The sequence below is a fragment of the Streptomyces sp. A0642 genome, from assembly GCF_004795105.1.
Classification (GTDB): Bacteria; Actinomycetota; Actinomycetes; order Streptomycetales; family Streptomycetaceae; genus Streptomyces.
The window spans coordinates 121,178-146,293 of sequence record NZ_SSBL01000007.1 but is presented as its reverse complement, the minus strand read 5'-3'; the positions used below and the strand labels follow the sequence as shown (position 1 = coordinate 146,293).

At 72.5% G+C, this 25,116-nt stretch carries 22 protein-coding genes and 1 pseudogene; 13 read left to right on the top strand and 10 right to left on the bottom strand.

Translation table 11 applies throughout. From position 1 onward, the window contains the following. Nucleotides 1-1,017 (top strand): glycosyltransferase family 9 protein, encoded by a 1,017-nt coding sequence (locus E6R60_RS16110; RefSeq protein WP_240802586.1) that lies wholly within the window; start codon nt 1-3, stop codon nt 1,015-1,017. Continuing rightward, nucleotides 1,010-1,921: a glycosyltransferase gene (locus E6R60_RS16105; RefSeq protein WP_136327241.1), complete on the top strand. Its 912-nt coding sequence runs from the start codon at nt 1,010-1,012 to the stop codon at nt 1,919-1,921. Before E6R60_RS16110 ends, E6R60_RS16105 begins: the two co-directional genes overlap by 8 nt. A 176-nt stretch (nt 1,922-2,097) precedes the next feature. Here the strand turns inward: E6R60_RS16105 and E6R60_RS16100 are convergent, their stop codons facing one another. After that, a complete protein-coding gene (locus E6R60_RS16100) occupies nt 2,098-2,460 on the bottom strand; it encodes a DUF6479 family protein (protein WP_136327240.1) in 363 nt (120 codons plus the stop codon). A gap of 502 nt (nt 2,461-2,962) precedes the next feature. Here E6R60_RS16100 and E6R60_RS16095 point away from each other — a divergent pair. After that, the gene (locus E6R60_RS16095) at nt 2,963-3,379 is read left to right on the top strand and encodes a CBS domain-containing protein (protein WP_136327239.1); all 417 of its coding nucleotides are present in this window, start codon (nt 2,963-2,965) and stop codon (nt 3,377-3,379) included. A gap of 63 nt (nt 3,380-3,442) precedes the next feature. On the opposite strand, the gene E6R60_RS16090 is transcribed toward E6R60_RS16095, so the two are convergent. From E6R60_RS16090 to E6R60_RS16080, 3 genes are all read right to left on the bottom strand, one after another. Beyond that, nucleotides 3,443-3,637 (bottom strand): hypothetical protein, encoded by a 195-nt coding sequence (locus E6R60_RS16090; protein WP_136327238.1) that lies wholly within the window; start codon nt 3,635-3,637, stop codon nt 3,443-3,445. Between the two features lie 65 nt (nt 3,638-3,702). Continuing rightward, a complete protein-coding gene (locus tag E6R60_RS16085; RefSeq protein ID WP_136327237.1) occupies nt 3,703-4,194 on the bottom strand; it encodes a hypothetical protein in 492 nt (163 codons plus the stop codon). Continuing rightward, entirely contained in the window at nt 4,191-6,686 is a 2,496-nt protein-coding gene (locus E6R60_RS16080; protein ID WP_136327236.1) for a nitrate reductase, read from the bottom strand. Before E6R60_RS16080 ends, E6R60_RS16085 begins: the two co-directional genes overlap by 4 nt. 457 nt (nt 6,687-7,143) lie before the next feature. Between E6R60_RS16080 and E6R60_RS16075 the strand changes: the two genes are divergently transcribed. Beyond that, entirely contained in the window at nt 7,144-7,665 is a 522-nt protein-coding gene (locus E6R60_RS16075; RefSeq protein WP_136327235.1) for a hypothetical protein, read from the top strand. A gap of 19 nt (nt 7,666-7,684) precedes the next feature. Here the strand turns inward: E6R60_RS16075 and E6R60_RS37445 are convergent. The 4 genes and pseudogenes from E6R60_RS37445 to E6R60_RS16055 all read right to left on the bottom strand — a co-directional run. Continuing rightward, a pseudogene (locus tag E6R60_RS37445) lies at nt 7,685-7,834 on the bottom strand (hemerythrin domain-containing protein); the annotation flags it as partial. 267 nt (nt 7,835-8,101) lie between these two features. Then, a complete protein-coding gene (locus E6R60_RS16065; protein ID WP_136327234.1) occupies nt 8,102-10,165 on the bottom strand; it encodes a SpoIIE family protein phosphatase in 2,064 nt (687 codons plus the stop codon). A gap of 243 nt (nt 10,166-10,408) precedes the next feature. Beyond that, a complete protein-coding gene (locus E6R60_RS16060; protein ID WP_168713624.1) occupies nt 10,409-11,989 on the bottom strand; it encodes an MFS transporter in 1,581 nt (526 codons plus the stop codon). A gap of 266 nt (nt 11,990-12,255) precedes the next feature. Next, a complete protein-coding gene (locus E6R60_RS16055; protein WP_136327233.1) occupies nt 12,256-13,026 on the bottom strand; it encodes a uracil-DNA glycosylase in 771 nt (256 codons plus the stop codon). Nucleotides 13,027-13,203: 177 nt separating this feature from the next. On the opposite strand from E6R60_RS16055, the gene E6R60_RS16050 reads away from it, so the two are divergent. Further along, the gene (locus E6R60_RS16050; protein ID WP_136327232.1) at nt 13,204-13,731 is read left to right on the top strand and encodes a DUF488 domain-containing protein; all 528 of its coding nucleotides are present in this window, start codon (nt 13,204-13,206) and stop codon (nt 13,729-13,731) included. A 362-nt stretch (nt 13,732-14,093) separates the two neighbouring features. Then, nucleotides 14,094-15,596: a SulP family inorganic anion transporter gene (locus tag E6R60_RS16045; protein ID WP_136327231.1), complete on the top strand. Its 1,503-nt coding sequence runs from the start codon at nt 14,094-14,096 to the stop codon at nt 15,594-15,596. 45 nt (nt 15,597-15,641) lie between these two features. Here the strand turns inward: E6R60_RS16045 and E6R60_RS16040 are convergent, their stop codons facing one another. Beyond that, nucleotides 15,642-16,427, bottom strand: a complete 786-nt coding sequence (locus E6R60_RS16040) for a VOC family protein (RefSeq protein WP_136327230.1) — start codon at nt 16,425-16,427, stop codon at nt 15,642-15,644. Between the two features lie 452 nt (nt 16,428-16,879). Here E6R60_RS16040 and E6R60_RS16035 point away from each other — a divergent pair, with 452 nt between their 5' ends. From E6R60_RS16035 to E6R60_RS16020, 4 genes are all read left to right on the top strand, one after another. Beyond that, nucleotides 16,880-17,395 carry a DUF5133 domain-containing protein gene (locus tag E6R60_RS16035; RefSeq protein ID WP_168713623.1) on the top strand — a complete coding sequence of 172 codons (516 nt, stop codon included), beginning with the start codon at nt 16,880-16,882 and terminating at the stop codon, nt 17,393-17,395. A gap of 235 nt (nt 17,396-17,630) precedes the next feature. Next, nucleotides 17,631-18,242 (top strand): endonuclease, encoded by a 612-nt coding sequence (locus tag E6R60_RS16030; RefSeq protein WP_136327228.1) that lies wholly within the window; start codon nt 17,631-17,633, stop codon nt 18,240-18,242. A gap of 77 nt (nt 18,243-18,319) precedes the next feature. After that, nucleotides 18,320-18,685, top strand: coding sequence for a hypothetical protein (locus E6R60_RS16025; protein WP_136327227.1), 366 nt, complete (start codon nt 18,320-18,322; stop codon nt 18,683-18,685). 78 nt (nt 18,686-18,763) lie between these two features. Further along, nucleotides 18,764-19,690 carry an aminoglycoside phosphotransferase family protein gene (locus tag E6R60_RS16020; RefSeq protein ID WP_136327226.1) on the top strand — a complete coding sequence of 309 codons (927 nt, stop codon included), beginning with the start codon at nt 18,764-18,766 and terminating at the stop codon, nt 19,688-19,690. Nucleotides 19,691-20,383: 693 nt separating this feature from the next. Here E6R60_RS16020 and E6R60_RS16010 read toward each other — a convergent pair. Then, on the bottom strand, nt 20,384-21,331 hold the full coding sequence (locus tag E6R60_RS16010) for a methionyl-tRNA formyltransferase (protein WP_136327225.1): 948 nt from the start codon (nt 21,329-21,331) through the stop codon (nt 20,384-20,386). A gap of 246 nt (nt 21,332-21,577) precedes the next feature. Here E6R60_RS16010 and E6R60_RS16005 point away from each other — a divergent pair, with 246 nt between their 5' ends. The 3 genes from E6R60_RS16005 (at nt 21,578) to E6R60_RS15995 (ending at nt 25,096) form a co-directional block, all read left to right on the top strand. Next, a complete protein-coding gene (locus E6R60_RS16005) occupies nt 21,578-22,912 on the top strand; it encodes a lysine N(6)-hydroxylase/L-ornithine N(5)-oxygenase family protein (protein WP_136327224.1) in 1,335 nt (444 codons plus the stop codon). Nucleotides 22,913-22,973: 61 nt separating this feature from the next. Next, complete coding sequence (locus tag E6R60_RS16000) at nt 22,974-24,032, top strand: iron ABC transporter permease (RefSeq protein WP_168713622.1); 1,059 nt, start codon at nt 22,974-22,976, stop codon at nt 24,030-24,032. Between the two features lie 11 nt (nt 24,033-24,043). Beyond that, on the top strand, nt 24,044-25,096 hold the full coding sequence (locus E6R60_RS15995; protein WP_136327222.1) for an iron chelate uptake ABC transporter family permease subunit: 1,053 nt from the start codon (nt 24,044-24,046) through the stop codon (nt 25,094-25,096). The last annotated feature ends 20 nt before the right edge of the window (nt 25,097-25,116 follow it).

The window sequence follows — 25,116 nt, the reverse complement described above, 5'->3', positions numbered from 1 at the left end:
GTGGACCCCGGCACGCGTCCGGAACCGGCTCCGCCCGCCGGTGAACGCCCTACTGTGCTGATCCTGCGGGCCCTGGGGCTGGGCGATCTGCTGGCCGGAGTGCCCGCGCTGCGCGGAGTGCGGCGCGCATTCCCCGGCCATGACATCGTGCTGGCGGCGCCCACGGGACTCGGCCCCGCCGTCCGGGCGACCGGCACCGTCGACGAGCACTTCCCGACGGCGGACAACGGCCGCCAGGTGCCCTCGCTGAGCCACTGGCCGGGGGCTCCGCCGGAGATCGCCATCGACCTCCACGGCAACGGAACCCCGAGCCACGACGCGCTGGCCGCCCTCGGCCCCGGCCGGCTGCTTTCGTACGCCCGCCCCGAACCGGGCCACCCCGCGCCACCGCGCTGGCGGGCGGACGAACACGAGCGGCAGCGCTGGTGCCGGTTCCTGGAGGCGTACGGGATCCCGGCGGACCCCGCGGACGTACGCATCGCGCCCCCACCGCTCCCGTCCCCGGCGCCCGGGGCCGTCGTCCTCCACCCCGGTGCCGACTCCGTGGCCCGCCGCTGGCCGGCCGCCCGGTACGCCGCCGTCGCCGCGGCCCTCCGGGACGCCGGCCGGCGCGTCGTCGTCACCGGAGGCCCCGGCGAGGAGGACGTGTGCGCGAAGGTCGCCGCGGCCGCGGGCATCTCGCGGCACGACGTCTTCGCCGGGACCCTGGGGTTCGACGAGCTCTCCGCCCTCATCGCCGGCGCCGCGCTCTTCATCAGCGGGGACACGGGCCCCGCCCATCTCGCGTACGCCCACGGCACGGCCTCCGTGACCTTGTTCGGGCCGGTGGCGCCGCGGTTGTGGGGCCCGCCGGAGAACCGCAGGCACATCGCGCTCTGGCATCCCGGCCCCCCGGGGGACCCGCACGCCGGAGAGCCGGACCCCCTGCTGCTGCGCCTCGACGCCCGCCAGGTCGCGCACAGCGCCCTCACCGCCCTGGATCGCCACGGAAACACGGGAGTGACCGCGTATGCGTGAGCACGCACGGGACGAGTCGGGCGACGGAGTCCGGACCACGGTCGCGATCATCACCCATAACCGGCGCGAGAGTCTGATCAGGACGCTCGACCGCCTTCAGGCGCTCCCCGAGCGCCCTCCCCTCCTCGTGGTGGACAACGGCTCGACCGACGGCACGGCGGAAGCCGTGCGCAACCATCCGTCCGGGGCGCAGCTGCTGTCCCCCGGGCACAACACGGGAGCGGTCGGCCGGACCCTGGCGGCACGTCACGCCCGCACGCCCTACGTGGCGTTCAGCGACGACGACTCGTGGTGGGAGCCCGGGGCCCTGAAGACCGCGGCTGCCCTGTTCGACTCCTACCCCCGCCTCGGCCTCCTGGCCGCTCGCACCGTCGTGCAGCCCGGCGGTTGCGAGGACCCGGTCAACGCCCTCCTCGCGGGCTCACCGCTGCCTCCACGCACCGACGTCCCCGGCACCCCCGTGCTCGGTTTCCTCGGCTGCGCCGTCGTCGCGCGCCGCTCCGCCTTCCTGGAAGCGGGCGGCTACCAGGGGCTGCTCTTCCTCGGCGGCGAGGAGACCCTCCTCGCCTACGATCTGACGGCGGCGGGCTGGGGAGTCGTGTACGAGCCCTCGCTGATCTCCCATCACGACCCCGCGCCGGGTGAGCGGCCGGGGCGCACCGTCGCCCTCCGGCGCAACTCCCTGCTCACCGCGTGGCTCCGCCGGCCACTGCCCGTGGCACTCCGTGCGACGGCCGGACTGGTGAACGACTGGGGCCGCGGGCGCCCGGGCGCCGGCCGGGCCCTGCGCGAGATCCTCGTCCGACTGCCTTCCGCCCTGCGGCAACGACGCAAGCTGCCCGGGTGGGTCGAGGACCAGATCCGGCTGGTGGAGAGCCGGGCAGCGCGCGGAGGGCCCCTGTGAACGCCGTACCGGACCCCGCGTGTCAGCGTGGTCGTGATCTCCCACAGCCGTCGCCCCTGACCCCCGCGGAGCCTTCGCCTGTGGTCCGGCCTCCCCGGACGGCAGGCGTGAAGCCGCTTGCCGACCGTGGGCGCGTTCGGGCCGCCGCGCCGTGAGCCGTCATGACCGAAGCGCGGTCAGGCGCCGGGGCCGCCGCTGCCGAATCCGCCGGTGTCGTTCCCGTCGTTCCGGTCGTCGTTCCCCGGGGGCGCGGGCCTGGTCCCGAAGTTCCCGTAACCCTTCAGCTCGTGCGGATGCAGCCGCTCGTCCTCCGCCCCGAAGTCGTCCGCCTGCCTCGCGCCCGTCTCCTCGGGGTGCTCCCAGCGTTCCCCCCGGTGCCCCGCGCCCGTCGGCGCGTGGTCCTCGCGGGCGTGCGAGCGGCCGCGTACGACGCCTGCCACGAGCACCACGGCCGCGGCGCACGCCGAAGCCCCGGCCAGCCGGCGGGCGCCGGCGGCGCGGGTCCCGGGCCTGTTGCGATGTCGCCTGTCCGTCTTCATGTACCCACCACACCTTTCGACCTCCGCCCGGCGGGCCCGGGGGCCGGCTGCGGGAAACACCCCTGAATCCCGGTTCCCGCAGCCGGTTCACCATGGCCCGTCGGTGCGGCCACCTCCTCGGGTCCCCCTGCGCGGGTCTTCCAAACAGCGGCCACCGCCGGGGCGCCGGCCGAGGCACGGACCGGGGCTGCGGGGACACACAGGGTTGCGCGCCCGGGGTTCCGCATGACCCCGGCGAGGCGGGGTACCCACCGCGACCACAGCCCCTGGGGAGGGCAGGGCGCAAGGGACTCGCGCCTCGTGCGGGCTCGGACGAGAGCGCGGGCCGGTGCCCACCGCGTACGTGGACACATCCCTGGCGGACGAGGCCGCGCGCGGCCCGCGAGAACTCGTTGTGAGGCGCATCCCGGAGCAAGGGACGCCGTAGAGGCCACCAGGGAGCACCGCGAGCAGCGGCTCGCAGGAGACAGGAAGAAGCAGCAACAGACAGGAGGTGGGCCCCATGGCCACCGCGCGAGAGATCATGACACCGGGCACGGAGTGCGTCGGCGTCGACGATTCCATCCTGTCCGCCGCCCACAAGATGGCGGACCTCGGGGTCGGGGCCCTGCCGGTCTGCGGCAAGGACGAGCGGCTCAAGGGAGTGGTGACCGACCGGGACATCGTGATCAAGGTGCTGGCCGCCGACAAGGACCCCGCGAGGACGACGGCCGGTGAGCTGGCGCAGGGCGAGGCCGTGACCATCGGAGCGGACGACGAGGCGCAGGAGATCCTGCGCACGATGAGCAGTCACAAGGTGCGGCGGCTGCCCGTCATCGACGGGCACGTCCTGGTCGGCATGGTCGCCCAGGCCGACGTCGCGCGCTCCCTGCCCGCGCCGGAAGTCGGCGATCTGCTCGAAGCGCTGTCCTCTGACTGACCGCGCCCCGGCCCCGGGCCGGGCGTCGCCCGGCCCGCGCCGACGGCCGGGCCGAGTACGGGATCAGCGGTCGTCGGCCGCTGATTCCTGCGCCTCGGTGTTCGGCGTCAGCGCGTCGCCGGCACCGGGCTCGCCGTCGTCCCGGTCTCCGGGGCGGACCTTGCGCGCCGCACGTTCCGCCTCCTCGGCCACCTCTTCTCCGGCGGTACGCGGGGCGGGGCCGTCAGCGTGCGGATCGCGGCTCTCGTGCGCGGTCATGGGGTTTCCTTTCATCCGCCGGCCTTCCGGTACCGCAAGACCGGATCCTCGGAGGCTCGTCAGGATCAGAGGCTCGTCAGGATCTGAGGAGCCAGGTTCTTGATCATGGTGTTGGCCCAGCGCATCTGCCGCAGGGTCTGCGGGTGGCAGGATGCGGCCAGCCGCTGGAGACGTGTGTCCTTCCCGGCCTGGCCGGCCTGCGCGAGCATCTCCCAGTAGAGGGAGTTGCCCGCGGCCGCGAGGTGCAGGTCCCGCAGGTCCCGCAGGAGGAGGAGACCCGGCTCGGGCCGGTGCCCGGCCGCTTCGGCTGCCCCCTTCCGGAGCTCGGCGACCGGACCCGCCGAGGACACCGGGGACGGGCCGTCCAGATCCAGGTCGTAATGGGCCGCGGTCTCCGCCAGGCGCAGACAGTGCCCGTTCGACCACCGGGCCAGGTCCTTGGCGACGTGGACGATCTCGTGCTCGGTGGTGTGCCGCTCGGAGCTGACCACGAGTTCCTTGGCCAGCTGCCGCTCTCCGTGGTGGAGGGCGCGCAGCGTGAAAGTGATCCCGTTCACCGGTTGCCTCCTGCGGCAGTGTGCCCGTCCCCGTCGGGGGAGGTCGTCTCCCGTACCCGGGCTGTGGCGCCCCCGACGGTCGGCGGCACGCCGTCGGGCCGGGAGGGTGCCGACGCGGTCGTCGTGGGAGCCGGGGCGGGCTGCCCCGGCCTCTTCTCGACCAGGGTGAGGGCGGCCGCGGCCGTCTTGAACAGCGGCTGCTTCGAGACCGGGTCCCAGTCCGTCACGGTCGTCTCGTTCGCCGCGCGGGGCGCGGTCGACTCGTCCGGCCCACACCCGGAGGGCGTGTCCCAGTACCCGTAGTGGAACGGCACGAACAGCAGCCCCCTGCGGATGCCGGTGACGCGCAGCCGTGCCCGGAGGGAGCCGCGCGGGGTGGTGACCTCCACGAGGTCGCCTTCGTCGAGCGCATGCGCCACCGCGTCGGAGGAGGAGATCTCCACCCAGACGTCGGGTGCCGCGGCGTTCAGCTGGGGGACTCGGCCCGTCTTGGTGCGGGTGTGGAAGTGGTACAGGGTGCGTCCGGTCGTCAGCTGGAACGGGAAGTCGCTGTCCGGCTCCTCGTGCGGCGGGAGGAATTCCGCCCCCTTGAGCATGGCTTTGCCGTCAGGGTTCCCGGAGCGGTACTCCTCCGGCGGGACGGACGCGCCCGTGATGAGGTCCTTGCCGTACGTCTCGCACGTGTCCGGTGCCGCCCACGTGACGCCGTCGCCGTACAGCCGCGCCGTTCCCTCCGGCGCCTGTGCGTTGCACGGCCACTGGATCCCGCTGTCACCCCGCAGCGCGGCGTAGGTGAGCCCGGTGTAGTCACAGGGCCGTCCGGCGCTGCAGCGCTTCCACGCCTCGAACGCGGATTCGGCGTCGTGCCAGGAGATCAGCGGTCCGCCGTCCTTGTCCCGGAAGTCCATGCGCCGGGCGTAGTCGAGGAAGATGTCGAGGTCGGGCCTGGCCTGCCCCGGCGGCTCGACGGCCTTCTCGGACAGGTGAACGGTCCGGTCCGCGTTCGTGAAGGCGCCGGTCTTCTCCCCCCAGGTGGCCGCCGGCAGGACCACGTCCGCGAACTGCGCGGTCTCGGTGAGGAAGAGGTCCTGCACCACCACGAACAGCCGCTCCTGGGCCAGGAGGGAGCGGATACGGGAGAGTTCGGGCAGGGAGACCGCGGGATTGGTGCCGCTGATCCACAGCATGCGGATCGTTCCCTGCTCCGCGTACCGGAAGATCTGCATCGCATGGGTGGGCGGAGCGAAGTGAGGGATCGTCGCGGGCTCCACGTTCCAGACCTCGGCGAGATCCGCCACGTGATGGTCGTTCTGCCAGTTGCGGAACCCGGGCAGGTCGCCGTCGGCGCCGCACTCCCGGGTGTTCTGCGCGGTGGGCTGGCCGTTCATCTGCAGGACCCCGGCGCCGGGCCGTCCCAGCATGCCGCGGATCAGATGGAGATTGTTGATCTGTACCGCGGCGGCCGTGGCCTGGTGGGACTGGTAGACACCCTGCAGCACCGTGGACAGGAGCCTGTCCGCCGTACCGAGCAGTTCGGCGGCCTCCACGATGCGGGCGGCGGGCACGTCGCAGATGCGCTCCGCCCACTCGGGGGTGCAGTCCGCGACGGTCTTCGCCAGCTGTTCGAAGCCGACGGTACGGGCCTCGATGTAGCCGTGATCGACCCGGCCGGTCCGGATGATCTCGTGGAGAAGCGCGTTGAGCAGCGCGACGTTGGTGCCGATCCGGGGCGCGAGGTGAACGGTGGCCGCACGGGCCACCAGGGTCGGCCGTGGATCCACGCACACCAGGCGCGGCGGATCGCCGCCCTCGAGCCGGTCGAGAATCCGCATCCACTGCACGGGCTGTGTCTCTGCGACGTTATGACCGAACAGCGCGATCACGTCCGCGTGGTCGATGTCGTCGTACGTGCCGGGCTGACCGTCGCAGCCGAAGGACTCCTTGAGGGCCTCGGCCGCCGTCGACGTGCACAGCCGTGTGTTGCCGTCCAGATGGTTCGTGCCGATGCCGCCCCGCGCCAGAACCGCCAGCGTGTAGTACTCCTCCAGGAACAACTGGCCCGAGGTGTAGAAGCCCATGGCTCCGGGCCCGCGCTCCTCCAGCAGGTCGCGCGACCGGTCCACCACCGCACGCATCGCGGTGTCCCAGTCCGTTTCGACCAGGTGCCCGTCGCGCCGGATCAGCGGAACGGTCAACCGGTCCGACGCGGCGTTGGCCCGCCAGCCGAACGCGTCCTTCGGCCCCAGCCGCCCGCGGTTGACGCGGTCCGTCACCCGGCCGCGCACCCCCACCATGCGGCCGTCCCTGACCGCGACGTCCATGGCGTCACCGTCGGAGTGCAGGATGGAGGCGGTGCGTACCCACCGGTCGACCGTGTCGGGCGCCACTCCCTCGGCCAGATGGGTGTCCATCCGTGCAGGCCACGACTCTCCCCGGGCATAGGGGGTACGGCTGCCCCACGGTTCCGCGATGCGGTCGACCGACGTTTCCATACCTGCCTCCCGGCCGGCACCGGCGGCGCCCGGCGCGCCGACTGCTCATCGGTACCCGTAGTCCCCGAGTCCTAACGCCGTGCCACGCTCGTGGCCGCGGCAACCGGGCGCCCGGGACGTCGTGGAGTCCGAGGTCGGCGCCGCCCTCTTCCCAGGGCCCGACGACCTGGGACTCGGCCCGGCCCCGCAGCGGCGCGCCGCCGGTCGGCGGAGCGCGTCACGGCGTCGGCCACCGGGGCCGGGAGCAGACCCCCGAAGCGGGCGCCGCCACGAACGGCGCCCTCGCCGCCACGGCGCCACACGCTCGCCGTCAACGCGGCGCACCTCGCCAAGGCGCTCGCGAACGCCCCGTACCCGCCCCCTCGTAGCGCGAGCGGCCGGTGTGCCCTAAGTCCTACAACATTCAACCGGTGGGGCGCTATCGTGCGCGGTGATTCGCGCACGATTGGATGCCGTGATGCCCGAAGACCTTTCGCCACTGATCGCCGCCACGACGTGGTGGCTGACACGCGCGTTCCCGGCGGGAGGAGGCTCGCTCACGGCTGCGGTGGCCGAGGCCCAGGCGAGGCAGGCCGTCACGGTCGCGGCTTGGCTGCGCTACCCGACCGTCATGGACGCGGCCCTGGTGATCATGGCCGGGCCCGGAGGCTCGGCGCGACTGGACCGGATCACCGGGGCGCACGGTGACGGCGCCGCGGGCATCGAGGACCGGGCCTGGCGGACCTGGGTGGACGAGGTCGTCGCCAGCTGGGCCGTCCATCTGCTCACCAGCCCGGAAGCGGCCAGGGCCGCCGTCGACGCCGTCGGCCGGTGCGAGCACGCCTCGGCAGGGACGGCCGAGTTCCGGAGGCTGACAGCGCCGAGCGCCCACGATCTCGCCGCGTCGCCCCTGCTGCGCCACCCGGATCTCGTACAGCCGATAGCGTGCCTGCACCATGCCGAGCTGCTCGACCGCCTCACCCTGCGCGACCCCCGGTGAACCCGGGCCGCGGTGAGTATCAGCTCTTGCCGCGGCCGGACAGCAGGTCGCGGGCGCGGTCGACCAGCCCGGCCCCCGGGCCGAGGATCCTGTTGCCCGGCGGAGTGTCCGGTGCGGAGGGGTGCGGGCGGGTGGGGGCCGTCTTCTTCGCCGTGCGGATCCTGTCGCCCCGAGCTCGTCCAGGACCTCGGGGCGACAGGCTCAGGTAGATCCTTCCGCCTCTGTGGTGCGGGCCGGTTGCGGCTCGCGCCCCCAGGGGTATCCGCGAACTCCTCCCGCGCACGCAGCCTCGCCGCCTGCTGGGCCGTCCAGCCAGCCGAACGACCACCAACAGCGGACAGCAGGCGGGACCCTGGGCAGGGGCAGGGGCAGGGGCAGGGGCAGGGGCAGGGGCAGGGGCAGGGGCAGGACAGGGGCAGCTCTCGCTCCGCGTCCTTCAGCCGGGGCTGAGAAGGAGGAGAGCGATGTCGTCGCCCGGGGCGGGGGCGTGCCGGACGAGCATGTCGGCCATGGCGTCGAGGTCGTTCGGGTCCCCGTGCTCGATCAGTCCGGCGAGGGCCGCGGTGGCGTCCTCGATGTCGACCCCCGGAGCCTCGACGAGCCCGTCGGTGTAGAGAGCCAGTACGCAGCCGGGCGGCAGCAGGAATTCCTGCGCCGCGTACCGCTGGTCCGGATCGATGCCGAGCAGGAGGCCGGGTGTGACACTCAGAAGTTCGGTGCGGCCGTCGGCATGGCGCAGCAGGGGCGGCGGGTGGCCGGCCGTCGCCAGGCACCCCCGGTGGTGGGCGAGGTCGAGGTGGACGTAGACACAGCTGGTGAACAGGTCGGGGTCGAGGTCGGTGAGCAGGCGATTGGTGCCGGCCAGGACGTCGTCGGGGGAGGCGCCGACGGTGGCGTGGGCGTGGACCGCGGTCCGCACCTGACCCATGAGGGCGGCGGCGTCCACATTGTGGCCCTGCACATCGCCGATGGTGGCGCCGGCCGTGCGTTCGTCGAGACGGATGAGGTCGTAGAAGTCGCCGCCGACGCCCAGGCCCTGAGCGGCCGGCAGATAGCGGGCCGCGACCCTCAGGCCCGGAATGCGGGGGAGCGTGTGCGGCAGCAGGGCGGCCTGGAGGCGGTGGGCGAGGTGGTGCTTGGAGTCGTACAGGCGGGCGCGGTCCAGGGCCTGCCCGACGAGGCCGGCCAAGGAGGTGAGAACAGCGCGTTCACCGGGCGGGAAAGTCCTGGTCCGCTTGTAGGAGAGGAGGAGGGAGCCGATGGGGCGGCCGGAGGCGATCAGCGGCAGAACGGCCCAGGACGCCATCCCGTCCTGGTGCTGGACCGACGGGTAGGCACGCTTCAGCTCCGCGAAGGCCGTGTAAAAGCCCGGGACTCCCGTGGTCAGCACCTCGCTGCCGGGGATCTGGGAGCTCAGGGGGACGCCGTCGAAGCTGTCCACGATCTCAGCGCTGTACCCCCGCTGCCCGACGATCTTCAGACGGCCGTTCTCGGCGGTCATGAGCACCATGGCCTGGGCGTCGAGAGCGGGAAGCAGCTGGTCGGCGGTCTGCTCGACCACGTCCTGCACACCGACGGCCTCGGTCAGGGTGCCGGCGAGATGCATCAGGTGATAGAGCACGGTGGCTCGGCTGGGGCCCGCCGCCGGCACCTCCGCCGAGGAGCGGGCCCCTTCGGACGGGTCGATGTGCGTGATGCGGACGCTGATCCCGGAAGGGTCGGGGTACAGCTCGAAAGCCAGCCACACGTCCGGCGGGCGCAGGATCGTGAACGACTGGGACCCGCGGCTCACCAGGGCGGCCCGGTAGCGGTCCTCGACCTGGGGGACGTCCATCCACGGCAGTGCCTCCCAGGGCAGAGTGCCCAGGAGGGTGGCCGCATCGGCCCCCAGGAGTGCGGCGGCGGACGGGGTGATGAACGTGATGCGCCCGTGCATGTCCAGGGCGCAGGAGCCGCCCGGCAGCCGGTCGACGAACGCGGACAGCTCCGACGCCTCCCCGGGGGAGGGGGCGGGTCCGGCCGGCGGGCGCAGCGTCCGGGGGCGGTCGGCGGCTCGCAACGGCTCCCCGCGGTCCTCCGCCTCCCGCAGGACATCCCCCAGGCGCCGGCAGCCCGCATCGATGGCGGCGCGCGCGGCGGGAGTCAGATCCGGGGAACGCGTCCCCGGATACAGCAGGACCAAGCCGCCCCGGACCTCGGCTCCGGAGGCGACCGGGGCGGCTGCCAGGGAGAAGTCGTACGGCAGCACGAGTGCGGGCCGGGGATAGCGGCGCGCCATCTCCTCCTGACCGGCGACCCAGATCAGCTGCCCCTCGCGCACCGCGTCGGCCACCGGCATCGCGTCGCTCGCCGCCACCCGCCTCCACGGAGCGGCGATGGACTGCGGCACACCGGCCGCCATGGCGAGCCACAGCGCGTTGTCGTCGTCGGGGGCCAGGACGTACAGCAGCCCGCCGAACGCACCTGCTTCGCGGACCACGGCCGCCATCGCGGTTTCCATCAGCTGTCCACCCGTGCCCGCCGGCCGTGTTCAGGGAAACGGAAGAGTGCGCCGTGCCCCAGGTGCTTGGGCAGGGCTGCCGGACACCGGGCACACCGACAATCGCCCATAAGCGGACCATACGCCCCCTTGGCCGTGCGGGCATCCGGCACCTGAGCGGGGGCGTGCGGGGTGTGCGGCGGCTCCCGCCCCACACCCCGCACGTCCCCGGCGGCGCTCCGGTCGGACACGGGGTCCGCCGCGTCAACGGGACGCGGAGCCGACGGCGTCCTCCGTCTGGGAGAGCGGCCGCGCGATGTCCTCCAGGGACCGCTGCTCGGCGTTGACCGCGAGGAAAGCCGCCACGACGCCCGCCGCGCACATCAGCCCCGCACCGATGCAGAACGCGAGGGCCGTATCACCCGGGACACCCGACGCCGTGAGATCGGCGAAGATGAGGGGGCCGCTGATACCGCCGACCGCCGTACCGATCGCGTAGAAGAACGCGATGGCCATGGCCCTGGTCTCCATCGGGAAGACCTCGGAGACGGTCAGATACGCGCTGCTCGCTCCGGCGGAGGCGAAGAACAGCACCACGCACCAGCAGGCGGTGAGGGTGTTGGCGGTGAGCGAGCCCCGGTCGAAGAGCCAGGCCGTGATGAAGAGCAGGATGCCCGGCACGATGTACGTGGCGGCGATCATGACGCGTCGCCCGATCGTGTCGAACAGCTTGCCCAGCACCAGCGGGCCGACGAAGTTGCCGGCCGCGATCACCGCGAAGTAGTAGCCGGTGTGGCCGCTCTCGACGTCGAAGAACGTGGTGAGGATCGATCCGAAACCGAAGGTGATCGCGTTGTAGAGGAACGCCTGCCCGATGAAGAGGGACAGCCCGAGCACCGCGCGCTTGGGGTAGCTGTGAAAGACCGTCTTCGCGATGAGACCGAAACCGATGCTCTTGCGCTCGTGGATCGTGATCTCGCCGGCCGGGGGCGGCAGCTTCTCGTGCTTCTCCTCCTCGATCTCCCGCTCCACGGAGCCGACGAGCCGGTCGGCCTCCTCACCGTGCCCATGGATGAACTGCCACCGCGGGCTCTCCGGCACATGGCGTCGTACGAGCAGGATCACGAGGCCCAGCACGACGCCGAGGGCGAAGGTGAGCCGCCAGCCCAGGTCCTTCGGGAAGTAGTCCGTGTTCAGCATGACGATCGACAGCAGCGCCCCGCCGACCGCGCCCAGCCAGTAGCTTCCGTTGATGATGAGGTCGACCCGGCCCCGGTACTTCGAGGGGATCAGCTCGTCGATCGCGGAGTTGATGGCCGCGTACTCCCCGCCGATGCCGAAGCCGGTGAGGAAGCGGAAGAGGAAGAACCACCAGGCGCTGAAGGACAGGGCGGTCATCGCGGTCGCGGCGAGATAGACCGCGAGCGTGACCATGAACAGCTTCTTGCGGCCGTACCGGTCGGTGAGCCAGCCGAAGAACAGGGCACCCGCGCAGGCCCCGGCCACATAGAGGGCGGCGGCCATGCCAGTGACCTGGGCGGACGTGATGGCCAGCCCGGAACCCTCCTCCGACAGCCGGCTCGCGATGTTGCCGACCGTCGTCACTTCCAGGCCGTCGAGGATCCACACCGTGCCGAGGCCGATGACGATCATCCAGTGCCAGCGCGACCAGGGCAGCCGGTCCAGCCGGGCCGGTACGGCCGTCGTGACGACACCGACCCCGGAATCACCCGGTGCCGCGGCCTCGGCCTGCCGACCGCTGGGCCGGCCTCGGCCGCCGCCCCCGCCACCGGGGCCGACCGCCTTGTCTCCGCCGGGCTCCTCCGATGCGGTGGGGGTTGTCACAGCAGCGCCTCTTTCCTCGTCCGGGCGGCGGGTGCGCACTGCGCGACCGCGGCCTCCAGCGGTGCATCCAATATCGGTCAGGTGCCCTGGCGAGGCCGCCGCACACGCGGTGGCGCTCGCCCGCACGTGGTGCGGGGCCGCGGCGGCCCGGCGTCACGCCGCGCCGAGAGGAGGCGACGCCTGCGCACACGCGGGGCGCTCGCCCACGGGAGCTGCGGGGGGTGCGGCGTGCCCGGCGTTCCGCCGGGCCGGTCATGCCGGCCGGGTCACCCGGCTTCCGGGCGTACGAAGGGGAGTCCGGCCGTGTGGGCGGCCTCGGCGAGCACCTCGCGCAGCATGCCCGGCGTGAGGCGGCGGGTCTGCACGTTGCGCCGGCTCACGTGGTAGCAGCCGAAGAGCGTCAGCGGGGCGGTGGCGCCGTCCGTGTGCGTCAGCGCCGTCCGTACGCCGTGGCCGAACGCCGGACGCGGACGCGGCAGGTCCCACCCCGCCTGCCGCAGCGCCGGCATGACGGCCTGCCAGCCGAAGCCGCCCAGCACGACCACGGCGCGTGCCGTCGGCCGCAGCAGTTGCAGCTCCCGGGCCAGCCAGGGGCGGCAGGTGTCGCGCTCACCGGTCGTGGGGAGATTGGCGGGCGGCGCGCAGTGCACCGGCGCGGTGACCCGGACCCCGTGCAGTTCCAGGCCGTCGCCCCGGTGCGTCGCCGTGGCCCGGGAGGCCAGACCGAGCTCGTGGAGCGTCGCGAACAGCAGATCGCCGGCCTGATCCCCGGTGAACATCCGGCCGGTCCGGTTGGCACCGTGCGCGGCGGGCGCCAGCCCCGAGATCACCAGCGGAGCGTCCGCCGGACCGAACCCGGGCACCGGGCGTCCCCAGTACTCCCAGTCGCGGAAGGCGGCGCGTTTGGTGCGGGCGGTCTCCTCGCGCCAGGCGACCAGACGCGGGCAGGCACGGCAGGACACCAGTCGCGCGTCCAGTTCGGCCGGCGTACCGGCTCCGGCGGCGGCGGACACCGGATAGTCCTGGCTGTCGGACATGATCAACCCCGATCGGCGACATGGGTGGCGGTTGCGTCCCCGCCTGCCCAGGATCGACGATGAGACGACATCCGACCGCCGCGCTCGCGGCCTGCCGTGCCGTACCCGCCCCGCCTCGCGAGTGCGCCGGCGAGCAGCGGACCGGCAGGCGGGCGGACCGACGGACGGGGCGGCATCATGACGAACCGCATCTGCACGGTGGGGCATTCGACGCGCACCTTCGACGAGATGCTGGAGCTGCTGAGGAACAACGAGATCACCTGCCTGGCCGACGTCCGGTCCTTTCCCTCGTCGAGAAAGTTCCCCCAGTGGAACCAGCAGGAGATCATCGACGCCCTCCCTCCCGGCATCGGCTACCGGTGGATGCGTGAGCTGGGTGGCCGACGGCATACGCCCAAGGGGGTGCCGAGCGAGAACGGGGCATGGCGGGTCAAGGCCTTCCGGGACTACGCCGACTACATGGCGAGCGAGGACTTCGAGCGGGGGCTGAGCGAGTTGCTCGGCATGGCCGTACACGAACGGCCGGCGATCATGTGCAGCGAGGCCGTCCCGTGGCGCTGCCACCGCAGACTGATCACGGACGCACTGATCGTCCGGGGGGTGGAGGTCGTGCACATCATGTCTCCCACGACGGCGAAGCCGGCGGTGCTGAACGAGAACGCCAGGCTCCGGCACGGGCACCTGATCTACCCGCCGGACCTCTGAGCCTCCGCACGGGGAGCGGGCACCGTGCCCGCGCGAACCGGTAGAGTTGCGGGCGGCGAAGGCGGCCCGGCCGCCCCGCTCCCATCCGTCCCGGGACCGATGACGCCCCCGGCGAAGACCCGATTCCCGCAGGAGTGAGCGTGCGCAAGCCCGGGGAAGGGCGCGCCGCCTGCCCGCCGTGACCTTCCGCCCTCCGCAGGGGAAGCGCGCGGGGCCAGCCTGCGCGTGGCCCGGGCTTCGTCCTTCCCGCCGGCCTCCGGCCCGCCCCCGAGGTGCCGGCCCGGCCCCTTCTTTTCGTTCCTTTCCCGTACGCCCCCGGCCTGTCGGCGGGGTCGGCCCGAGCACGACAGGTACCCGCCTCCTTGTCCTCTTCCGTCATCACGCCCGCCGCTGTTCTGCGCGGCCTGAAGCCCGACTGGCTGTCCGACCCGAAGGTCTGGCGTACGGAGGTGCTGGCCGGCCTGGTCGTCGGGCTCGCGCTGATCCCCGAGGCCATCTCGTTCTCGATCATCGCGGGCGTCGACCCGGCGATCGGTCTGTTCGCCTCGTTCACCATGGCCGTGGTCATCTCGGTCGTCGGCGGCCGCCGGGCCATGATCTCCGCCGCCACGGGCGCCGTCGCCCTCGTGATCGCACCACTGAACCGGGAACACGGACTCGGCTACCTGATCGCCGCCGTGATCCTGGCCGGGATCTTCCAGGTCGCGCTCGGCGCCCTGGGCGTGGCGAAGCTCATGCGGTTCGTGCCGCGCTCGGTGATGGTCGGCTTCGTCAACGCGCTGGCCATCCTGATCTTCGTGGCGCAGGTGCCGGAGATGCACGACGTGCCCTGGGCCGTGTACCCGCTGATCGCCGGCGGTCTCGCGCTGATGGTGTTCTTCCCCAGGGCCACGAAGGTGATCCCCGCCCCGCTGGTCTCCATCGTCATCCTCACCGTCATCACGGTCGCGGCGGGGATCGCCGTGCCGACCGTGGGGGACAAGGGGGACCTGCCGTCCTCGCTGCCGGCGCCGGGCCTGCCCGACGTCCCCTTCACCCTCGACACCCTGACGACGATCGCCCCCTACGCCTTCGCGATGGCGCTGGTCGGGCTGATGGAGTCGCTGATGACGGCGAAGCTCGTCGACGAGATCACCGACACGCATTCCTCCAAGACCCGTGAGTCCATCGGGCAGGGCATCGCCAACATCGTCACCGGCTTCTTCGGCGGCATGGGCGGCTGCGCGATGATCGGACAGACGATGATCAACGTGAAGGTCTCCGGCGCCAGGACCCGGCTGTCCACCTTCCTCGCCGGCTCGTTCCTCATGGTGCTGTGCATCGTCTTCGGCCCGGTGGTGTCCGACATCCCCATGGCCGCCCTGGTCGCCGTCATGGTCATGGTGTCCTTCGCGACCTTCGACTGGCACTCCATCGCGCCGAAGACCCTGCGGCGGATGCCCGCGGGCGAGATCGCCGTCATGGTCATCACCGTGGGGGTGGTGGTCGCGACCCACAACCTCGCCATCGGTGTCGTCGTCGGTTCCGTCACCGCGATGGTCGTCTTCGCCAAGCGCGTCGCCCGCCTCGCCGACGTCACGGCGGTCACCGACCCGGACGGCAGCGGCGTCGTGTACTCCGTGAGCGGCGAGCTGTTCTTCGCTTCCTCCAACGACCTCGCCGGCCGGTTCGACTACGCCGGAGACCCCGACAGGATCGTCATCGACCTGTCGGCCGCCCACATCTGGGACGCCTCCTCCGTGGCCGCCCTCGACGCCGTCCAGACCAAGTACGCCCAGCGCGGCAAGACCGTCGAGATCATCGGCCTCAACGCCCCCAGCGCCGATCTGCACGGCAAGCTCACCGGAGAACTGACCAGCCACTGATACGAGGCGGCCCGCGGAACCACGTGGCTCAGCCGGTCCCCGGCGTCACTCCGCGCCGGGGCCGGACACGGTGAACAGCGCGCCACCGGGATCACGGATGATGTAGGCGTCCTTCGAGCAGCCGAGCGGGGGAAGGGCCGGGGTGGATTCGCCGTCCGCCGCGTCGGCCGCCGCCGCGGCCGCACGGCTGTCCGCCACGCGGAAGTCCACCACCCAGCGCGGCCGCATCCTCGGGTCCGGGGCCGATTCCATGCCGCCGCCCCTAAGCGTGGCGACGGTGTGCCCGGCCACCTGGATGACCACATGGTCCTGGGCGTAGTCCACCGTGCAGCCGCCGCTGCCCGGCTTCGCCCAGTCGAAGACCTCGGCGTAGAAGATGGCCGCCTCGAACGCATGGCGCGTCATGAGGTCCAGCCGTGCGGGCGCGCTGCCCCGCCCCACCGTCCAGGCCAGAGCCGGCCCCTCCCAGAAACCGAAAGCGGCTCCGTCGCGGTCCGCCGCGAGCGCGGCACGGCCGCCGCCCAGCCGTGCGGGCCCGACGGCGAGCGTGGCCCCCCGCTCCCTGATCCGGTCGGCGGTCTCGTCGGCGTCGGCGACGGCGAAGTACGGCGTCCAGCGGGCGGGGAGCCCCCGGCCGTGGCAGTACCCCATCCCCGCGACGGGTTCACCGCCCGCCACGGCGACCGAGAAATCCGTTCCGAGGGAACTGTCGAGGAACTCCCACCCCATCACCTGGGCGTAGAACGACCGGGCCGCGCGAGGGTCGGGCGTCACCAGACTCACCCAGCAGGGCGCACCGGTCACCGGCGTCGTCGTTCCGAGGGCCGGCATCGCAGACTCCCTTGTGAGGTGGCGGAGAGAAGCTCGCATCCGGGGGCTCACTGCGAGCCGTCGGCCCGCGAACCTCGCGCTTCCTCCACCGGCGGTGGTCCGGCCGACGGCTGTGCCCTCCAACTGTGGGCACGGCCGCGACTCATCCGCACCCGGACCCCGCCCCCCGCACCGCACATTCCTCATGCGGGGCACCGGGGACGTACCTTCGCCGCCTCGCCCGCCGTGGTGCCCGGACCGGCTCCTCCGGGCCGGCCCCGCTCCCCGCCCACCTCACCCGCTCGGGCGATCACCCGAGCGGCCTGGCCCGCAGGCGCGCTCGTCCTCCGGATGTCATGTTTTCGGGAACGAGCACACGGGGGCGGGCGAAGGCCGGCACGTCTTCCCACGGCCGTCGCGGAACTCTTCCGTCGCTGCGTCGAGAAATGGCCCTGATGATGATGTCTGCCCGCATGCCCCGCAACCTCGAGTCCGACGGCACGGGCTCGCTGCCCGAAGCGGCGGTGTCCGCCGCTCAGCCCCCCATCGACGAGCCCCGGGCCGCCTGGGCGGTGGGCACCGTCATGGCGGTGACCCCCTGCTCGGCCCGGGACGCCAGATGGGTGCTGGGCGTCGCCGCGAAGGCGGCGGGCGTCACACCCGCCGAAGTGGCCGCCGCCATGGCCGCCGGCTCGCGCGGCACCGCGATGCCGGCCGTGGTCGAGCGGGCGCTGCACCGGGCCGTGGCGACGGCCCGCACCGTGTCGCCCCGTTCGGCGTGCATCGGGCTGATGCCGAGCCGGGCCCGGACCGAGGAGGTCCTGGCGGAATTCCGGGCGTGCCAGTCCCGGCTGACCGCCGCCCCGTCCGACATGAGGGCGCGCCAGGCACTGGACGACGCCGCGTACACGCTGTGCGTCCTGCTGGGCAGGACCGGCGTGCACGACGCGGTGCTGGCGGCCGAACAACACCTCACCGGCGAGCCGTAGAGAGGACGCGGCACCCTCCGGCACCGGGCCGTGCGACGCCCGGTTCGGAGCGCCCCCGGAGGCCTCCGTCCGGGACCCCGTACAGGGCCGCGCCCCACGCGCGCGAGTAAAATGACAGACGGCCGGCCGTTTCGACACACGACACACGACGGTGAAGAACCGCGCTACGCGGTGGCCTCGGTGGCCGGGTGAACGATGCCGGCCGGGCCGCCGATCGGCCTCTGGGAGGTACCCCATGCCCCGGTCGGCAACAGTGAAGCGGCTGCTCGGCCAGCACGGGCGCACCTACGCGGACGAAGCCGGAATCCGGCTGCGGAACACCCCGGCGCCGCTGTACCGCTTGCTCACACTCTGCGTCCTCCTGTCGGTCCGCATCAAAGCCGACATAGCGGTGGCCGCGGCGCGTGAACTGTCCGCAGCCGGGATGCGTACGCCGCAGGCCATGCTGAAGGCCTCCTGGCAGGACCGGGTGGACGCGCTGGGCCGCGCGCACTACCGCCGGTACGACGAGAGCACGGCCACCGCGCTGGGGAACGGGGCGGAGTTCCTGCTCGACCGGTACCGCGGTGACCTGCGGCGCCTGCGCGAGGAGGCCGGCGGAGATCCGGAGCGCGTGCGCGGGCTGTTGCGGGAGTTCCCCCGCATAGGGCCCGTGGGAGCGGACATCTTCAGCCGCGAGGCGCAGGGCCTGTGGCCCGAGCTGCGCCCGGCGTTCGACGCCCGGGCCCGTCGCGCCGCCGCCGGACTGGGGCTGCCCGACACACCCGAAGGGCTGGCCGGCCTCGTCGCCGACGACGATCTGCCGAGGCTGGCGGCCGCGCTGGTCCGGGTCGGACTGGCCAAGTGAGCGATCCGGTCACGCCGGAGGATGCCGTGGACCGGATCGGGGGAGCGCCCGCATCCGGTCAGGCAGGAGGTGGATCCATGGCGCGGGTGGTGGTCGACGGCGGGGACATCGTCGTACGGCTGTCGTGGTGGGAGAAGGCCGCGGCCCGCCGACGCGGCGTGCGCGTACCGGAATCGGCGCTGCGCCGCGTGTACGTCGAGCCCGACTGGTGGCGCGCACTGCGCGGTGAACGCGAGCGCGGCACCTGCCTTCCCGGCAGACTGTGCGCGGGCATCCGGAAACACCACGCAGGTGAGGATTTCACGCTGGTGCGGGCGGGCGGCCCGGTGCTGTGTCTGGAACTGCACCGCAGCTCACCGCTCAGCCGGCTGGCGGTGTCGGTCCCCGACCCCGAGAAGACGCTGCGGATGCTCTCGCGCACAGCCGCGGGAGGCGGTCCGTGAGACACGGTCACCCGAGAGGCACCCGGGGGCGCTCTCCGCGGTCTTCCCCGGCGACGGGCCCGGCTACGGTTGGTCCGCATGACGCACACCGACACCACCGGGACCGAGATGACCGCGGAGCTCGTACGGGAACTGCTCCGCGAGCAACACCCCGACCTGGCCGACCGGGCGGTGCGGCTCGGCGCGCGTGGCTGGGACAACCAGTTGTGGCGGCTGGGTGATGACCTCGCCGTCCGGCTGCCGTGGGCGACGCAGTCGGCCGATGAGCTGCTTCTCGGGGAACACGCCTGGCTGCCGGTCCTCGCGCCGGACCTTCCGTTGCCGATCCCCGTGCCGCAACGCCTCGGCGAACCGTCCGAGCTTTTTCCGCGCCCCTGGATCGTCACCACGTGGGTACCGGGTGAGCCCGCCGACCGCGCACCCGTCACCAGGGCCGCCCCCGCGGCCGACGCCCTGGCCCGGTTCTTGTCGTCGCTTCACGTTCCCGCTCCCGGCACGGCGCCCGTCGGACGTTTCGGCCGCGGCGGCTCGCTGTCCCGCTTCTCCGGGGAGCTCCTCAAGACGCTCGACTCGACCGCCGAGCGAGGGCTGATCCCCGATCCCGCCGCCGTCCGCGCGGTCTGGGAGGACGCCGTCGCCGCGCCCGAGTGGACCGGGCCGGCGCTGTGGCTCCACGGAGATCTGCATCCGGCCAACGTCCTCACCGCCGACGGCACCCTCTGCGGTGTGATCGACTTCGGCGATCTCTGCTCGGGGGATCCGGCGTGCGACCTCGCCGCCTCCTGGGTGCTGCTGCCGGACGGCGCGGTCGACCGCTTCCACGCCGCCTACCGGCCGGCCGCGGACGCCGCGACCCTGCGCCGCGCGCGGGGCTGGGCCGTGCGGCAGGCCCTCAGCGGCATCCTCGTCGGGGACGCCGGAGTGCACGGCCGGCACGGGGGCAAGGCCAGCTGGGGCCCGCCCGCACAGGCCGCGCTGCGCCGCCTGGTCGCGACGGCCCGCTGAGCGGCCGGCTGCCGAGCCCCTTGCGGGGTGCGGGTCCCCTTGCGGTGCGGGGTTCCGTCCTCAATCGCCGGACGGGCTTGAGATGTGCGGGCCGTCCGCGTTGCGCGGGTGCGCTCTGTTCGGTGGGTGGGGGTGGGGTCCCTCCGGGGCGTCTCCTCAGAAATGGCATGTGCGGCCCGGTGGGAAAACGACCGGAGTCGTACGCCATTTCCTGCGGGGACTCCCCTGCACGCCCCCACCCGGCCGTCCTGCGCCTGTACGCCCGGTGAATCGACTGTCGCAGACGCACGGCGGGCGGGTTCGGGGGCGTGCAGGGGAGTCCCCGCAGGACGACGAACATCGACCCGGGTGCGGCTGCGTACCCGCCGAACGTTCGTCGTTTGAGGAGACGCCCCGGAGGGACCCCGGACCCCCACCCACCGGACAGGCGCGCACCCGCAACGCGGCGCACCCGCACCCGCGACCACCAAGCCCGTCCGGCGATTGAGGACGGAACCCTCCGCCCCGGACCGGGGCAAGCAACAACGCGCACCGCCCCCCGCAGGGGACCCCGCACCGTCGGAGAGACGCCGGGTGTCCGAGCATGCGGAAGAACTCGGCCTTCGCCTGGCACGGCGGAGCCGGCACGGTCGCGGACCCCCCTCGACCGCCCGGGGTTCCGCGGCTGCGTCCTGGTTGCGCGGCGACGATGCGTCAGGGGCGGCTGGTCAGGTAGCCGCCCATGGTGGTGAAGTACTCCGTCGCGGGCATCTCCCGGCCGTCCTCGGTGCGCACGCGCGTCAGCGCCAGGCCGTGGTTGCGGCCGGTACGGGCGTCCGCACCGGCGACGATCACCACACCCTCGCCCTCTCGGTAGAAGATCCGGCCGGGCGTTCCGCCGTAGCGGCCCTGCGACACCACGGCGGCCAGGACCTCCAGGCGCTTGCCCCGGTGGAAGGCGAAGGCGCTGGGGTACGGATCCGACTGGGCGCGCACCAGGCGTTCGAGGTCCTGCGCCGGCCAGGTCCAGTCGATCCGGATGTCCTCGGCCGAACGCTTGTGGAAGAAGCTCGCCCGGGAGCGGTCCTGCTTCGTGAACTCCGTCCGGCCCGCGGCGATGAGGGCGAGTGCGGCGGTGGTGACCGGGGCGATGAGGTCGACGGTCTTGTGGAAGAGGTCCGTGGCGGTGTCCGCGGGCCCGACCGGGACCGCCTCCTGCCGGACGATGTCGCCCGCGTCGAGTTCGTCGTTCATCAGGTGCGCGGTGACGCCCACTTCGCGCTCGCCGTTGATCAGGGCCCAGATCAGCGGCGAGAAGCCGGCGTACTTCGGCAGCAGCGAGTCGTGGATGTTCAGCGTGCCGTGGCGGGGGAGGCCGAAGATGCGCGGGGGGATCCAGGTCCGCCAGTTGTTCGCCACGATGATGTCCGCGTCGGCCTCCTCGAGACGCTCGAACAACTCCTCGTCGTCGGGGCGGTTGCGGATCATCACGGGAACGCCGTGCTCCTCGGCGAGGTCGGCGACGGAGTCGCTCCAGATCTTCTCGTACGCGTGCTCGCTCCGCGGATGGGTCACGACCAGCACCACGTCGTGCTCGGAGTCCAGGAGGGCTTGCAGGGTGCGGTGCCCCCAGGTCTGGTAACCGAACATGACGACCCGCATGGGGTTCCTCCTCAGCGTGGGAATGGAGCGCCAGTCAGTAAAGCAAGGCTAACCTAATCTGACAACGGGCCCTCGGTGTGGCTGGGTTGAGGCTTCCGGCGTCACGTTTGGCCGGTTCCGGTCTATCGACACGGTTCCTGGATTAGCTTAGGCTCACCTAAGTTTCCCGGGTCGCTCCCTCGGCGTGCCCGTCTCTTGCGCTTTCCCCACCTCTGACAGGCGGCGTCCCCGCACGATGGGAGTGACATGTCACAGGTTCGTCCTGGCGACGCACCACCGGTCCACGACCTCATTGGCATCGGCTTCGGGCCGTCCAACGTGGCCATGGCGATCGCGATCAGCGAGCACAACGCACGCGGCGGGAACCGGGAGGCGGTCAGCGCCCGCTTCTTCGAGCAGCAGCCGCGCTTCGGCTGGCACCGCGGCATGCTCATCGACGACGCGACCATGCAGGTCTCCTTCCTCAAGGACCTGGTGACGCTCCGGAACCCGTCCAGCGAGTTCAGCTTCCTCTGCTACCTGCAGAGCAAGGGCCGGCTGATCGACTTCATCAACCACAAGAACCTCTTCCCCCTGCGGGTGGAGTTCCACGACTACTTCGAGTGGGCCGCGGAACAGGTCGGCAGCCTGGTCTCCTACGACCACGAGGTCGTCGGCGTCACGGCCGTCGTCCATGACGGCGACGTGGAATACCTGGATGTGACGGTCCGTTCGGGCCAGGGACTCACCGTGCACCGCGCGCGCAACCTCGTCATCGGCACGGGGCTGCGCCCGCTCATGCCGGAGGGTGTGGAGCGCGGCGAGCGTGTCTGGCACAACTCGGAACTGCTCGCGAAAGTCGACGCGTTGGAGGGCGCCTCACCCTCGCGGTTCGTGGTCGTGGGGGCCGGGCAGAGCGCTGCGGAGAACGTCGCCTATCTGCACCGCCGCTTCCCCGGGGCCGAGGTCTGCGCGGTCTTCTCCCGCTACGGGTACAGCCCCGCCGACGACAGCAGCTTCGCCAACAAGATCTTCGACCCCGGTGCGGTCGACGAGTACTTCGCCGCGCCCGAGGGGGTCAAGCGCAGACTGATGGACTACCACGGCAACACCAACTACTCCGTGGTGGACATCGACCTGATCGACGACCTCTACCGGCAGATGTACCAGGAGAAGGTGCTCGGCGCCGAGCGGCTGCGCTTCCTCAACGTGTCGCGCCTCGAAGAGGTCAAGGAGACGCCGGACCACGTCCGCGCCACCGTGCGCTCCCTCGTCACGGGTGAGGAAACCCTCCTGGACGCCGACGTGGTGGTGCTCGCCACCGGATACAGCCCCGCCGACCCGCTCGGTCTCCTGGGCGATGTCGCGGACCGCTGCCTGCGGGACGAGCAGGGAAGGGTCCGCGTCGAGCGCGACTACCGCATCGCGACGGACTCCGCCCTGCGCTGCGGCATCTACCTCCAGGGGGGTACGGAGCACACGCACGGCATCACCTCGGCGCTGCTCTCCAACACCGCGATCCGGGTCGGAGAGATCCTGGACTCGCTGCTGGCCCGGGGTGCGGAACCCGCCGTCGGCGGAACGGCCGGCGCGTCCCGCTAAGGGCTGCCCCGGACCGGACGGCCGCGCTTGCGAGTGGATCAAAGGGATGACGAACGCCGACATGAGCACGACTGCAGTGGAACGCCCCGCCGCCCGGGGCGCAACCACGGCCCGCCGACGGCGGGTTGCGGGACTCGGGGCGCTGCTGGCCGTCCTCGTCGTCGCGGCGGCGGCGTCCCTGGCCGTGGGGGCGCGGGCGCTGAGCCCCGCCGAGGTGTGGCACGGGCTGTTCGCGGCGCCGGAATCCGACCAGCGGCTCACCGAGATCCGGCTCATCGTGCAGACCGTGCGGGTTCCCCGGACAGTGCTCGCCGTCGTGGCGGGCGTCGCCCTGGGCGTCGGCGGCTCGCTGATCCAGGGCTACACGCGCAACCCGATCGCGGACACCGGCCTACTGGGGGTGAACGCGGGCGCCTCCTTCGCCGTGGTGTCGGTGATCGCCGTGTTCGGGTTCGGCGATCCGTTCCAGTACGTCTGGTTCGCCTTCCTTGGAGCGGCGGTCGCCGGTGTCGTCGTGTTCGGGCTGGCGAGTATCGGCAGGGGCGCCGGCAATCCGCTGACGCTCGCGCTGGCCGGTCAGGGGACCACCGTGTTCCTCGCGGCCATGACGACCGCGGTCGCGCTGTCGGACCAGAAGTCGCTGAACGCGCTGCGGTTCTGGAACGCGGGCTCCGTGGCGGGCGTCGGATTCGAGGTCATCGGGCCGGTGACCGGATTCGTCGCCGTCGGGCTGGTACTGGCGCTCACCCTGCTGCCCTCCCTCAACCTGCTGAACCTGGGGGACGACGTGGCGCGGGGGCTGGGCGTGAACATCGCGCTGAGCCGGACGGCCGGCATCCTCGCCATCACGCTGCTGGCGGGCGCGGCGACGGCGGCGTGCGGCCCCATCGCGTTCCTCGGTCTCATGGTCGCGCACGTGGCCCGCTCCCTGACCGGCCCGGACTACCGCTGGCTGGTTCCGTACGCCGGTCTGCTCGGCGCCCTCGTCCTCCTGGTCTGCGACATCGTGGGCCGACTGGTGGTGCGGCCGGGCGAGTTGGACGCGGGTGTCGTCGTCGCCCTCCTCGGCGCCCCGTTCTTCGCGGCTCTGGTGTGGCGCGGAAGGTTCAGGAGCGCGTGAAGGTGAACGGGATGAGGACTTCACCGGCGCCGGTGCCGGGCGTGCGCCTCGGCCAGGTGTCGTTCGTATGGCGGCCCTGGCTCGTGCTGGTCACTCTGGTGCTCGCGGCCGCCGCGTTCCTGGTGTTCTGCCTCTCCATCGGCGTCGGGGACTTCCCCATCGGTCTCTCCCGGGTGATCGCCACGATCCTCGGCCGGGGGGAGCAGGTGGACCAGTTCGTGATCATGGACCTGCGGATGCCGAGGGCGCTGGCCGGCGTCGTCGTCGGGATCGCGCTCGGGGTGTCCGGGGCGATCACCCAGTCCGTCGCACGCAACCCGCTGGCCAGTCCGGACGTCCTCGGGATCACCGGGGGCGCGAGCATGGTCGCGGTGTTCCTGGTGACGGTGTCGGGCGGGACCGCCGCGGCCGTCGTCGGCGCGGTCGGCCTCTCGGCGGCGGCCCTCGCCGGTGGCCTCGGAGCAGGGCTGCTGGTGTACTTCCTGGCGTGGCGGCGGGGCATCGACGGCTTCCGGCTCGTCCTCATCGGGATCGCGGTGAGCGCCGTGACGGAGGCGGTCACGACGTGGCTGCTGGTCTCGGCGGACGTCAGGGACGTGGCCCGGGCCCAGGCATGGCTGGTCGGCTCGCTGGACAACCGGTCGTGGGACGAGGTCCGGGTGGCGTTGTGGTGTTCGCTCGCCCTGATGGCCCTGGTGGCCTGCGTCGCGTTCCAGTTCAAGCCGATGCACCTCGGTGACGAGGTCGCCGCGGGCCTCGGCGTCCGCTACACCCGGGTGCGGGCCGTCCTCCTGCTGTGTGCGGTGCTGCTGGCCGCGGTAGCGGTGAGCGCGGCCGGCCCGGTCCCGTTCGTCGCGCTGGTGGCGCCGCAGGTGGCGATGCGTCTGGCGAGGTGCCCGACACCACCGATGGTGGCCTCGGGCCTGACCGGCGCGCTGCTGCTGACCGGCTCCGACCTGGTGGCGCGCTCGGTGCTGCCGGTCTCCCTCCCGGTGGGGGTGGTCACCGCCGCGGTCGGCGGGCCCTTCCTGGTGTATCTGCTGGTGCGGGCCAACCTCCGATAGATGACGGACGAGATGCAATA

Coding starts and splice junctions, on each gene's coding strand:
- E6R60_RS16105 (WP_136327241.1), top strand. CDS start 1,010: ATGCGTGAGCACGCACGGGACGAGTCGGGCGACGGAGTCCGGACCACG.
- E6R60_RS16100 (WP_136327240.1), bottom strand. CDS start 2,460: ATGAAGACGGACAGGCGACATCGCAACAGGCCCGGGACCCGCGCCGCC.
- E6R60_RS16095 (WP_136327239.1), top strand. CDS start 2,963: ATGGCCACCGCGCGAGAGATCATGACACCGGGCACGGAGTGCGTCGGC.
- E6R60_RS16090 (WP_136327238.1), bottom strand. CDS start 3,637: ATGACCGCGCACGAGAGCCGCGATCCGCACGCTGACGGCCCCGCCCCG.
- E6R60_RS16080 (WP_136327236.1), bottom strand. CDS start 6,686: ATGGAAACGTCGGTCGACCGCATCGCGGAACCGTGGGGCAGCCGTACC.
- E6R60_RS16075 (WP_136327235.1), top strand. CDS start 7,144: ATGCCCGAAGACCTTTCGCCACTGATCGCCGCCACGACGTGGTGGCTG.
- E6R60_RS16065 (WP_136327234.1), bottom strand. CDS start 10,165: ATGGAAACCGCGATGGCGGCCGTGGTCCGCGAAGCAGGTGCGTTCGGC.
- E6R60_RS16055 (WP_136327233.1), bottom strand. CDS start 13,026: ATGTCCGACAGCCAGGACTATCCGGTGTCCGCCGCCGCCGGAGCCGGT.
- E6R60_RS16050 (WP_136327232.1), top strand. CDS start 13,204: ATGACGAACCGCATCTGCACGGTGGGGCATTCGACGCGCACCTTCGAC.
- E6R60_RS16040 (WP_136327230.1), bottom strand. CDS start 16,427: ATGCCGGCCCTCGGAACGACGACGCCGGTGACCGGTGCGCCCTGCTGG.
- E6R60_RS16035 (WP_168713623.1), top strand. CDS start 16,880: ATGCCCCGCAACCTCGAGTCCGACGGCACGGGCTCGCTGCCCGAAGCG.
- E6R60_RS16030 (WP_136327228.1), top strand. CDS start 17,631: ATGCCCCGGTCGGCAACAGTGAAGCGGCTGCTCGGCCAGCACGGGCGC.
- E6R60_RS16025 (WP_136327227.1), top strand. CDS start 18,320: ATGGCGCGGGTGGTGGTCGACGGCGGGGACATCGTCGTACGGCTGTCG.
- E6R60_RS16020 (WP_136327226.1), top strand. CDS start 18,764: ATGACGCACACCGACACCACCGGGACCGAGATGACCGCGGAGCTCGTA.
- E6R60_RS16010 (WP_136327225.1), bottom strand. CDS start 21,331: ATGCGGGTCGTCATGTTCGGTTACCAGACCTGGGGGCACCGCACCCTG.
- E6R60_RS16005 (WP_136327224.1), top strand. CDS start 21,578: ATGTCACAGGTTCGTCCTGGCGACGCACCACCGGTCCACGACCTCATT.
- E6R60_RS16000 (WP_168713622.1), top strand. CDS start 22,974: ATGAGCACGACTGCAGTGGAACGCCCCGCCGCCCGGGGCGCAACCACG.
- E6R60_RS15995 (WP_136327222.1), top strand. CDS start 24,044: ATGAGGACTTCACCGGCGCCGGTGCCGGGCGTGCGCCTCGGCCAGGTG.